Below are 11,480 nucleotides of genomic sequence, written 5' to 3' on the forward strand. Positions count from 1 at the left end.
GTGCATTTTTTGCAGTAGAAATTACGGTTTATAAGGTACTAATCTATCGGTTAGTGCGTGTGGGGGGATGGATCTGGTGTGCATTAGTTGAGACCGTATCGAATTTATTTTTAATTGTAGTAACTCACACCATTCACAAGATTTTCACATAATTAACGACTATACTTATTATCAGGATGTTCAAATGAAAATGATTATCAATAGCAATTTAGATGTATGAAAGTTACTATCTAATTTAATTTATGGACTTTATCATTTTCGAACTAAATTACATAATAAGGAGTATACGTATGAAAAAAACTATGCTTTTAAAATTAGTAAGTATTCTAGCAATTTTCACTTTAATGTTAGTAGCTTGCTCAGATTCAGGTAAAGAAACTTCGAAGGCTAATAAAGGTGATAGTAGTGATAAGCCAAAAACGGTTGAAATCACTGATGCTCATGGAAAGGTTACTGTTCCTGTAAATCCAAAGAATGTAGTTGCTTTAGATAATAGAACGTTTGAAACTTTAGCTGATTGGGGAATTAAATTAGCGGCTGCTCCACAGGATATTATGCCTGCAGATTCAGCGTATAAAAATGATAAAACAGTTAAAAATATTGGGAATCACCGCGAACCCAATCTTGAAATTATAGCAGCGGCAAACCCTGAACTTGTAATCGTTGGTCAAAGATTTGCTGGCCATTACGAAGAAATTAAAAAATTAGTACCAAATGCAGCTGTTATTGATCTTAATGTTGATGTTTCTGAGAAAGCTACTAAACCTGGCGAGAATTTAGTAAAAGGACTTAAAGATTCTACAATGACTTTAGGGAAAATCTTTGATAAAGATAAAGAAGCTAAACAATTAGTAGCTGACTTCGATAAATCTATTGAAAAAGCAAAATCTGCTTATAACGGAAAAGATAAAGTTATGAGTGTTATCGTTACTGGTGGAAATATTGGTTTTGCTGCGCCGCACTCTGGTCGTGTTTGGGGACCTATGTATGAAATTTTCGGTTGGACTCCAGCATTAGAAGTTTCGAATTCTACTGCAGGTCATAAAGGTGATGACGTTTCTGTTGAAGCTATCGCACAAACAAATCCTGATTGGCTTTTCGTATTAGATCGTGATGCTGCAACATCTGATGCTGCTAAGTCAGCTCCTGCTCAAGATGTTATTTCTAAATCACCAGCTCTTCAAAACACAACTGCTGTTTCTAAGAAACAAGTTATTTATGCACCAGCAGATACTTACACAAATGAATCAATTCAGACTTATATAGAGTTGTTTGGAAATATTGCAAAAACTTTAGCTAAGTAGTGTAAAGGAGTACGAAGCAGTGTCAAAAAATATGATTTCTAGGGTTGAGAATATTTCTCAACCCCAGTTTTATAATCACAATAAAATATGGACAAAACCTTTTATAATAGCGGTTATAGTTGTTATAATTTTAGGGATTATATCACTGTTTACTGGAGTTTATGATATACGTGGACAAGAGGACGGAATGGAGATGTTTTTCATAACTCGTGTTCCGAGAACAGTGGCATTAATGCTTACTGGAGCTGCAATGGCGATGGCGGGGCTCGTCATGCAACTAATTACACAAAATCGTTTTGTTGAACCTACTACAACGGGGACGATTGAATGGTCAGGCTTAGGCCTGCTTTTTGTGTATTTACTATTTCCTGCCCCGACTTTAGTTCAAAGAATGACTGGTGCAATCATTTTTTCTTTTATAGGAACTATGATTTTCTTTCTATTTTTAAGAAGAGTTAAGCTTCGCTCATCTTTAATTGTTCCGATTATTGGATTGATGCTTGGAGCAGTTATTTCTGCAGTGTCTACTTTTTTGGGACTCCTTTTTCAAATGACGCAAAGTATTGAAACTTGGTTTGTAGGTTCATTTGCTAACATTCAGGTGGGAAGATACGAATATTTATGGTTGATTGTTATCGTTACTTTGCTTATTTTTATGTATGCGAATAGATTGACTTTAGCTGGACTAGGCGAAGATGTCGCAACAAGCCTTGGAGTTAATTACAATAGAATTGTTCTTTTTGGGACTGGTCTTATCTCTGTTGCTGTTGGAATTGTTGCAGCTGTTATTGGAAACTTACCTTTCTTGGGATTAATTGTTCCAAATATTGTTTCCATGTTTAGAGGTGATGATCTTAGAAGTAATTTACCTTGGGTATGTGTGATCGGAATGGGGACAATAACTGCCTGTGACATCATTTCTCGAACAATTATAAAGCCTTTTGAACTACCTGTTTCTTTAATACTTGCATCAGTGGGAGCAGTCGTGTTTATCACTATTTTATTGAGAAGAAGAAAACCAAGGAGGCTACGATGATTACATTAGACTATAAAAATAAAGAAAATGTCGAAGTCGATTCTAGCCTTCATAATAAAAGTAGATCAGCTAGTGCTTTTCGTTCTAAGAAGGAAGCAAAACGTTATTGGATTGTACTGACAACATTGATTGCTTTAGGTCTCCTTTCTTCTTATGGACTTTTAGTTTATAACAATCCGGTTCCGATAGATTCCCCTTCTTTTATCCCAGTTGTTAAGAGAAGAATAGTAGCTATTGTCGCGATGATTATTGCTGCAGTTTGCCATAGCTTGTCGACAGTTGCTTTCCAATCTATTACGAACAATAAGATTATTACTCCTTCGCTTTTAGGTTTTGAATCACTTTATTCAGCGATACATACGAGTACAATATTCTTCTTTGGTGCTAGTGCATTAATAAACTTTAATGGAATTGGATCATTTTTATTCCAAGTTGTTGTAATGGTCCTTATGAGTTTGATACTTTATGGATGGTTACTTTCGGGTAAATACGGGAATTTACAACTTATGCTTTTAGTTGGGATTATCATTGGCACTGGACTAAATTCTATGTCAACTTTCATGAGAAAACTACTTGCACCTTCAGAGTTTGATATTTTACAAGCGAAATTATTTGGTTCTGTGAATCATGCAGATCCTGCATACTTTCCTATTGTAATTCCTATGATTATAGTTGTAGCAGTATTAATTTTTGCTCATTCTAAGAATTTAAATGTTTTGTCACTCGGAAAGGATGTTGCTACTTCTTTTGGCGTCAAATATCAACCTAGTGTAATTTATACGCTTGTATTAGTTGCTATTTTGATGTCCATCTCAACTGCTCTAATTGGACCACTTACGTTCTACGGATTTTTAGTGGCAACTTTGAGTTATCAGGCGGCGGCAACTTATGATCATAGATATATTTTTCCAATGGCTTTTGCTATAGGATTTTTGATCATGACGAGTGCATACTTTTTAATGTATCATGTATTCAATGCTCAAGGTGTAGTTTCAGTTATTATTGAATTATTTGGTGGAATTATATTCTTAACTATTGTTTTAAGGAAGAGGGCTTTATGATAAAAATTGATAATGTTAAAAAGTTCTATACTGATAAGGTAAAAATAGGACCTTTGGATATTGAAATACCAAAAGCGGGCTTTACTTCTTTAATTGGACCAAATGGTGCTGGAAAGTCTACGACACTTTTAATGATTGGAAGACTTTTAGATATGGATGAAGGTCAAATTCAGGTAGCAAATATGGATGTTTCTGAATCCAAATCAAAAGACTTAGCAAAAGTTTTGACTATATTGCGACAAGAAAATCATTTTGTAACTAGGCTTACTGTTAGACAGTTAGTTGGGTTTGGACGCTTTCCTTATTCAAAGGGAAGATTAACGAAAGAGGATGAAGTTATCATTTCTAAATATATCGATTTCCTAGATTTAACTAATTTAGAGAATAGATATTTAGATGAGCTTTCTGGTGGTCAAAGACAAAGAGCATATGTAGCAATGGTATTGTGCCAAGAGACTGAATATGTACTTTTGGACGAGCCTTTGAACAACCTTGATGTTGCGCGCTCTGTTCAAATGATGGAGCATTTGAGACGTGCAGCTAATGAATTCGGAAGAACAATTTTGACTGTTATGCATGACATAAATTTTGCAGCTAAATACTCTGATAAAATTTGTGCTATGAAAGATGGACAAATTGCTGCTTTTGGAACAGTAGAAGAGGTTATGGACCCAGCACTTTTGACAGATATTTTTGAAACAAAAATAGAAATTATCAAAGGTCCTTATGGTCCAATCGCTGTTTATTAGTTACAATATTTCCTATTAACAATTGAAATAAAAGTTTCAATTGGAGGAACAACATTATACCCAACTGCCAGTATTAGTCATTAGGTATAAAAAAGCGCCCTGTAAGCAGGGCGCTTTTTTACTCTTTCCAAAACTGTTCTAGCAAAATAACGATCATAGTACCTACGAGTAATCCGTTACTTAAAACATATTGTAAGGAAGAAGAAACTCCGCTAAATGCACTTTCTGGAAGAAACATTATACCTAAACTGATTAATAATGAAATTCCTAATATAGTGAATCGGCGTTGATTTAATTCTTCCCGTAAAATGGATTGAAATGAAATGCCTATTACTTGGACAAATGTTGCTAAAAGTGCAGCATTAGCAATAGGTCCTGGTAGCAAGGATATAAAGCTTACAATTGAGGGGATAAAAGAAATACCTGCTAATATAAGACTTGCTATAAGGAACGACTTCACTTTTCTTTGTCCTGTTAGTTGGATAAATCCTGCCGATGCAGGTAATGGTACAATTCCAATTGTAGAGAACAACGACGAGATAATATGTGATATACCTCCGACCCATACACCACGGTTCAGTGTTTGCTTTTCATTTTCTTTAGATAACGGAGCCGCTTGTTTTACAGCCGAAATAGCAGCGATTGTATTTGCAACTAAAAGAAATGTAAATAAAGTTGCCGTTAGAGTCATTCCAATATCGAATCTAGGTGTGCCCCAAGCAAATATCTCTGGTAACTTAACTAGCGTTGTGTGCGAAGGCATATGAGATGATTTTCCTAATACTGCATACAAAAGCCAACCAAATGAAATGCCAAGTAATACAGCGTAACTTTTCATCCATCCTTTCCCTTTAATTGATAAGAAAGTAATAAGGGCAAAAACAAAGAGAGCAATAGTAGCTGTTGTATAGTCAGGATGAGTTGCAGATCCTTGTAATCCCATCATGCCTTTTAGTAACACACCACTAAGCTGAAGTGCTAAGATTAAAAGAAAAGTTCCTGTAACTAAAGGGGTAAATAAACGTAAGATTCGATGAACAAGCCCTGTTATACCAAGAACGAAGAGTAATATACCTGCAATAATTAAACCACCTTCTAAAAGTTGTAATACATCTTTTGCACTTTGTCCTTGATGCATAGCGACTTGTCCCAATATGACAAATATACTTACCCATGAACCGGCTGGTCCATCCGCAATAGGATAGCGATGCCCAAACCATGCTTGTATAAATGAACTTACTCCTACTACTAAAAAAGTTCGCTGCATTAATGTTGAGATATCTTCTATTGGTAAATGGAATATGCCACCAATAATGATAGGTAATGCAATTGCATTTGCTAATAAAAACACAAACCACTGTAGAATACTAAAGCTCGTATCAAAGTATTTTTTATTCATATTAGTCTCCTTTGCCGAAAAAGAATTTCATAGTTAAAATCCATCCTTTCTACACAGTTAGAAAGGATGGATTTTGTAAATCTATAAAATTACTTTAATTATATAGATGGATTTTTTAATTTTTTACCATGTACGGAATGGTAAGAATTTCCCGTTAAGTGTAATGACGATACGAGGGTCGCCACCTTGTGGATCTTCTTGTGTATCCACACCCAGGTTGAAGTTAATTGCACTCATTACACCTTCGCCGGCTTTTTCTAAGATTAATTCTCTAATAGTTGGTGCATATTGTAACATCATTTCATATAAACGATATGCAATCGGGTCAGTAGGAGGCATTTCCATTACTTGGCCACGAAGTGGAACTACTGTTAATGCTTGAACTACTTCTTCATCTAATTCTAATAGTTTACCGATTTTTTCTGCTTCTGGACGTGTCATTGTAGCTTGTCCTAATAATGCTGTTACAACCCAAGTCTCAGAGTTTTCACTTACTTTTGCAATTTCTTCCCAAGTTAACCCTTTTTTAATTTTTGCCGCTAGAATTTTTTGCGTAGCTTCTTGTCTATTCATATCTAATACTTGTTTTTTCATATCTCATAACTTCCCTTCATGTACGTAATAATTATTATTTTGTTTCACTATTTAACGCTTTATATCCATCAACCACTACATCTAATTTCCCTGTGTGAGGATCAATAACTAAACCATGTACAGGAACATCTTTTGGAATAAGTGGATGATTTCTTACTAAATCAACATTAGCTTGAGTTGAATCGCAGACATCATCGAATCCAAATAACCATTTTTTAAGGTCGATACCAGCATATTCAATCGCTGATAAAATTTCTGGTGAAGCTACTCCGCGATCTAATATTTTTTGAAGTGTTCCTTTTGGATTCGTTTGGCTCGCACCACATCTATGGTGTCCAATAAGGAAGATTTCATCTGCATTTAAATCGTATACTGACGCTACAACACTTTGCATAACACTATCGAAAGCAGAAGCAATTTTACCACCTGCATTTCTGATAACTTTTGCATCACCATCGTGTATATCTAAAGCTTTTGGAAGTAGCTCAATTAAACGAGCATCCATGCAAGAAACAACAACCATACGTTTTTTAGGCATTTTTGTCGCTTCACGAGGAGCGTATTCCTTATTTTCTACAAATTGTTCATTGAACGATAGAATTTCTTGTAATAACATATTTGTAACCTCCTTTAAATCTAGATGTATTTTTTTGTTGCGTCCTCTGTGTTATAAGTAAATATAACTGATAAATAATGTGATGTAAGAGGATAAACTAAGTATAGTGAATTGTATCGATAAGCAGAATAAGTTGGCGAAACACTTTCGGGCTTTCTACTTTCACGGTGAAAGGATTGGTTTATATCATTGATCAAACAGATTTTGAGATACTGAAATTATTAGGAGAAAACTCAAGAATACAATGGAAAGAACTTGGTCAAAAAATACATATGACGGGGCAGGCCGTAGGAAATCGAATTCGAAGGTTAGAGGATTTAGGGATTATTGAGCAATACACAATCGCAATAAACCGAATCAAATTAGGACAAGTAGTGACTGCATTTGTTACTTTGTTTGTAACAACAGCTAATCATCAAGAGTTTATGAATTTCTTTCAAGGAGAAGAAGGAATTTCTGAAGTGCATCGTATAAGTGGTGAGGGATGTTATTTATTAAAAACACATTTCGCTTCTAATGAAGAATTGGATAACTTTCTGGGGCGACTATTAAAGTATGGGAATTATCGTGTTAACTTATCAATAGGAAAGTTGAAATAAGGTTTCTTTTCCTTGGAGGGGATGGTAACATTATTTGCTAAACTTTATTTGTATAGAGATAATGAAGTCGTTTAATGTTTATCTTAAATAGTCAGAGCCTTACTACAATTTATGTGTAGTAAGGCTTTTTTTAGGGAGTCATAAATAATTTTGCCTTAAAAAAATCCTGTAGCTCAGTACAGGGTTTGTAATGAAATGTTTTTAAAAGCTAAATTGTGGTTTCATATCACCTTTATAAGGCTCATGTTCAACGAATATAGTTATGTCCTTACCAGCTTGGTCTTTACCGGTTCTTTTATACGTAAATTTATTCTTATTCAACTCGGTAAGTTCAAGGGCGGCACCATATTTATTATTTCCAATTGAAACATGAGCTCTTATTTTATTTTCGTGTACAACATCGAAGTAGCCATAATCTCCGCGGCTTTGACCTGTTTCGCTATTGAAGAACTCATATTTATTAGACGTATCATTAAATTTTGCTAGACTTATAAAATTCGAATTAAATTGTGTTACATCGTTACCAGCTTCATCTAATATTTTTGTTCCGTGCCAAAGGGTACTGCCTAAAATTTTATCTCCGTCAACATTTTTAACAATATCTCCTGTAGTAGAGTTCAGTTGCTTGTCTGGATCAGTGAAAGAAAGGTTTTTTTCTTTATATGGAACATGTTCAACGAAGACTTCTACATCTTTACCGTTAGCGTCTTTTCCCATTCTTTTATAAGTAAATACATTTTTATTTAGTTTTGTCATGTCAACAACAGCTTGATACTTCATTGATTCTGAAATTAATATTCTCTTCTTCCCATCATTTGTGACAAAGAAAATTCCTTTATCGCCACGACTTGCACCAGATTTAGCATCAAAGAATTCATATCTTCCTGATTTAGCATCATATTTTGCAAGACCAATGAAGTTTGCATTCTCTTTTGTTAAGTCATTTTTATCTTTGTCATATACTTTTGTACCTTGCCAATTCGTATCGCTAAGAAGATTAGCCATTTTTTGTCCTTTAGTTAACTTATTTTCCTTTTTAGTATCTTTCGCAACTTGTTCTTGCTCTTGTTTTTGTTTACTATGATTTTCTTCAGCTTTAGTACCGGCACACCCTGTTAATGCTAATGTGAATCCGAGCAGTATGGATGATAGTGCTTTTGTTTTTTTGTTCATGTTTATCGTCTCCTTATTTTATGATTTTAAGTAGTACGGTTTGCGATTATAGTAGCAGTTCGTCATATATGAAAAGCCTTAAATTGAATAGATGAACTTAGTTGCTACGTTTCTTATGTTAATAGCCGACTATAAAATCCCTCTAAATAAATCATTAAAAAAAGATAAACTAATTACTAAAAAATTTTCATATTTATAAAAAAATCGCTAGCTTGCTGTATGCCTCTTTCGAACACGTACCAATTTTTTTGATGCCTAGGAGTAATCCAAAAATACATAGTAAGGAAGAAGGAAAGCTGTTAATAGTAATGTAATTCTTAATAGAGTTAATCAATCGCATTGTAAAAATTTTCAAGATGAATTGTAGGGGAAATGAAGATCTTATAGAAGGTGATTCATATAGGAAGGGGACGGCTATGTTTGATTCAACAGATCTTAAAATTATAAAGTTACTACAAGAAAACGCTAGAATGAATTGGAAGGAAATTGGAGAGTTAGTACATTTGACGGGCCAGGCTGTTGGGAAACGAATTAATAAATTAGAAGAGGCAGGTGTCATTCAAAAATATACGATAGATATCGACAGGGCTAAGTTGGAAGGATCTATCATGACGTTTGTTACGCTATTTTTGCATGCACCACATTATCATAATCAAATTCAAACCTTTTTCGAAAAAACGGACGTAATTGCTGAAATGTATCGTATAAGTGGCGATGGGTGTTATATCATGATTCTTCATACATCTTCGCACCAGCAATTAGAAGAGACTCTTGCAGATGTTTTACATTATGGTGATTATCGTATAAATACTGTCATTAAAATAATTGAAAAAAAGAAAGAATAAGATATTTATTCTTTCTTTTTTTATATGGAACTGTAATTCTTTATTTGATTTTGTTTATAAAACTGCTTGTTGATAAGACTTTTGCATAAATATTACCAAACTCTAATGCACTCATGAACGATTGATGAGCATGTACTGCGGGGATTAGATTTCCTTGAAACTCTAAATCTTTTGTTGTACAAGCATCTTCAATTACAACACATTGAAATCCTAAATCACTGGCAGCACGTACGGTTGCATCAATACATACGTGAGTCATCATACCGCAAATGACTAGTTGGTCTATTTTCTCTGTTTTTAATGTTTGTAATAAATTGGTTCTTAAAAAACTGTTAGGGTGATGTTTTTGTATGACTATTTCGTTAGCAATCGGTTGTACATCATCATGAATTTGAACGCCCACTGTTTCGGGTAAGAAGAAAGTAGCTCCGTCATTGTTCGCAATATGTTGTACGTGAATAACTGTTTTATGATTTTCACGAAATACTTTCAAGACTTCTTTCGCTTTTTGTACGGCTTTTTCAGATTGATGTAATTCCATATTGCCGCCTTCAAAGTAATCATTTTGTATGTCGACTAATAGTAAAGCTTCGTTCATAGTTAATCCCCCCACATATATTTGTACAGTACGTTGTTTATACTGTACCGTTATTATATAAAGTGTAGGTATGTGCAGGTAATAATGTCATGAAACGATTTTGACGCATATAGTTTCATTGTGAAAAAGCTAAAAGATACAAAGTAAAGATTGGAGAAGTGACTATATTAAGCGTAAATATCAGAATGGTGAAGTGATAGTGAAAGAGGATGATCATATTTGATTTAACACTTCTGTAAGTATAATTTTGCTATAATAAATAAGTATTTACGTGAAGGAGAGTGTGAAATGAAGTTTAATATCGATCATTATATAGCTAGCGTTTTACAGTGGATATTAAATATAGCGTTAATTATATTGTCCATTGTTTTATCGATCTTTTTAATTAACGAGACGATTACCTTTATTCAATATATATTTTCAACAAAGGAGTATACGTCGTATAAATTGGTTGAGAGCATCATCGTTTATTTCTTATACTTTGAGTTCATCGCATTGATTATTAAGTATTTTAAGTCGAATTATCATTTCCCGTTACGTTATTTTATTTATATCGGAATTACGGCGTTAATTCGTTTAATTATTGTATCTCATGAGGAACCGATGGAGACGTTGTTATATGCAGGATCCATTCTTGTTTTAGTCGTTGCTTTATACATATCAAATATGAGAGATTTGAGAAAAGAGTAGTGCAGGCATATGTTTGCACTACTTTTTTATATCTTGACCTTCAAGTTGCTTGAAAGTTTACAATGTAAATAGGGCGTTTGAAATTGAAAAAAATTGAGAAATTAAGTGAAGAGGTTTCTTTTACTTGGAGGTTATAGAAATGAGTCAGGAATTGAAATTGCGTCCATTAGAGCGAGAAGATTTAAAGTTTGTACACGAACTAAATAATAATGCACATATTATGTCGTATTGGTTTGAAGAGCCATATGAGGCATTTGTGGAGCTGCAGGATTTATACGATAAACATATACATGATCAAAGTGAACGCCGATTTATCGTTGAGAAAGATAATGAGATGGTTGGATTGGTCGAGTTAGTGGAAATCGATTATATTCACCGTAGAACAGAATTCCAAATTATTATTGATCCTAATTATCAAGGGCATGGCTACGCAGCAGAGGCGACGCGTTTAGCGATGGATTACGCTTTTTCTGTATTAAATATGCATAAGATTTATTTAGTTGTGGATAAAGAAAATGAGAAAGCAGTCCATGTGTATAAAAAGGTTGGATTTATAGTGGAAGGCGAGCTTTTAGACGAGTTTTTCGTTGATGGTAACTATCATAATGCGATAAGAATGTGTATGTTCCAAAAGGAATATTTTAAAAATAAGTAGTTGAATAATTTGGAAGTAATGTTGACGCTTCATAAAACCGTGTGCTAAAATCCCTTTTAAGTAGTAAGGAAGGTGCAGAACATGCTTTATATAAAATTTGTAAAACTCATTAGAAAACTTTGCTCCGCACAAATGTATACGGTGAAGCGTTGTACGGAGCT

Annotated in this window: 13 protein-coding genes; 8 read left to right on the forward strand and 5 right to left on the reverse strand. The window is 34.0% G+C overall.

Annotation, left to right across the window (positions count from 1 at the left end; all coding sequences use genetic code 11):
• Positions 1–290 precede the first annotated feature (290 nt).
• Genes FS742_RS22345 through FS742_RS22360 form a run of 4 tightly spaced genes read left to right on the forward strand, consistent with a single transcriptional unit; the run spans position 291 to position 4,150 of the window.
• Positions 291–1,304, forward strand: a complete 1,014-nt coding sequence (locus tag FS742_RS22345) for a siderophore ABC transporter substrate-binding protein (protein WP_144615148.1) — start codon at positions 291–293, stop codon at positions 1,302–1,304.
• A 19-nt stretch (positions 1,305–1,323) separates the two neighbouring features.
• Positions 1,324–2,340, forward strand: coding sequence for an ABC transporter permease (locus FS742_RS22350; protein WP_144615150.1), 1,017 nt, complete (start codon positions 1,324–1,326; stop codon positions 2,338–2,340).
• On the forward strand, positions 2,337–3,401 hold the full coding sequence (locus tag FS742_RS22355) for an iron chelate uptake ABC transporter family permease subunit (RefSeq protein ID WP_144615152.1): 1,065 nt from the start codon (positions 2,337–2,339) through the stop codon (positions 3,399–3,401). The genes FS742_RS22350 and FS742_RS22355 overlap by 4 nt, the downstream gene beginning before the upstream one ends.
• On the forward strand, positions 3,398–4,150 hold the full coding sequence (locus tag FS742_RS22360) for an iron ABC transporter ATP-binding protein (RefSeq protein WP_144615153.1): 753 nt from the start codon (positions 3,398–3,400) through the stop codon (positions 4,148–4,150). Before FS742_RS22355 ends, FS742_RS22360 begins: the two co-directional genes overlap by 4 nt.
• 118 nt (positions 4,151–4,268) lie before the next feature.
• Here FS742_RS22360 and FS742_RS22365 read toward each other — a convergent pair whose 3' ends face one another.
• The 3 genes from FS742_RS22365 to FS742_RS22375 form a co-directional block, all read right to left on the reverse strand.
• Complete coding sequence (locus FS742_RS22365) at positions 4,269–5,549, reverse strand: purine/pyrimidine permease (protein WP_144615155.1); 1,281 nt, start codon at positions 5,547–5,549, stop codon at positions 4,269–4,271.
• A 123-nt stretch (positions 5,550–5,672) separates the two neighbouring features.
• Positions 5,673–6,122, reverse strand: a complete 450-nt coding sequence (cynS, locus tag FS742_RS22370) for a cyanase (RefSeq protein WP_033665564.1) — start codon at positions 6,120–6,122, stop codon at positions 5,673–5,675.
• 55 nt (positions 6,123–6,177) lie between these two features.
• Positions 6,178–6,759 (reverse strand): beta-class carbonic anhydrase, encoded by a 582-nt coding sequence (locus tag FS742_RS22375; protein WP_144615157.1) that lies wholly within the window; start codon positions 6,757–6,759, stop codon positions 6,178–6,180.
• Between the two features lie 167 nt (positions 6,760–6,926).
• Here FS742_RS22375 and FS742_RS22380 point away from each other — a divergent pair, with 167 nt between their 5' ends.
• Positions 6,927–7,358, forward strand: a complete 432-nt coding sequence (locus FS742_RS22380) for an Lrp/AsnC family transcriptional regulator (RefSeq protein WP_002096214.1) — start codon at positions 6,927–6,929, stop codon at positions 7,356–7,358.
• Between the two features lie 201 nt (positions 7,359–7,559).
• Here the strand turns inward: FS742_RS22380 and FS742_RS22385 are convergent, their stop codons facing one another.
• The gene (locus FS742_RS22385; protein ID WP_144615159.1) at positions 7,560–8,531 is read right to left on the reverse strand and encodes a DUF4822 domain-containing protein; all 972 of its coding nucleotides are present in this window, start codon (positions 8,529–8,531) and stop codon (positions 7,560–7,562) included.
• Between the two features lie 416 nt (positions 8,532–8,947).
• Here FS742_RS22385 and FS742_RS22390 point away from each other — a divergent pair, with 416 nt between their 5' ends.
• The gene (locus tag FS742_RS22390) at positions 8,948–9,376 is read left to right on the forward strand and encodes an Lrp/AsnC family transcriptional regulator (protein ID WP_144615161.1); all 429 of its coding nucleotides are present in this window, start codon (positions 8,948–8,950) and stop codon (positions 9,374–9,376) included.
• A 40-nt stretch (positions 9,377–9,416) separates the two neighbouring features.
• On the opposite strand, the gene FS742_RS22395 is transcribed toward FS742_RS22390, so the two are convergent.
• Positions 9,417–9,974 (reverse strand): cysteine hydrolase family protein, encoded by a 558-nt coding sequence (locus FS742_RS22395; protein WP_144615162.1) that lies wholly within the window; start codon positions 9,972–9,974, stop codon positions 9,417–9,419.
• A 288-nt stretch (positions 9,975–10,262) separates the two neighbouring features.
• Here FS742_RS22395 and psiE point away from each other — a divergent pair, with 288 nt between their 5' ends.
• Together psiE and speG are read left to right on the forward strand one after the other, a co-directional pair.
• Positions 10,263–10,664 carry a phosphate-starvation-inducible protein PsiE gene (gene psiE / locus FS742_RS22405; RefSeq protein ID WP_000671179.1) on the forward strand — a complete coding sequence of 134 codons (402 nt, stop codon included), beginning with the start codon at positions 10,263–10,265 and terminating at the stop codon, positions 10,662–10,664.
• 139 nt (positions 10,665–10,803) lie between these two features.
• A complete protein-coding gene (speG, locus tag FS742_RS22410; protein ID WP_000076820.1) occupies positions 10,804–11,319 on the forward strand; it encodes a spermidine N1-acetyltransferase in 516 nt (171 codons plus the stop codon).
• Positions 11,320–11,480 lie beyond the last annotated feature (161 nt).

Origin of the sequence: Bacillus cereus, assembly GCF_007678085.1 — a bacterium.
In the GTDB taxonomy this organism is placed as follows: domain Bacteria; phylum Bacillota; class Bacilli; order Bacillales; family Bacillaceae_G; genus Bacillus_A; species Bacillus_A cereus_BE.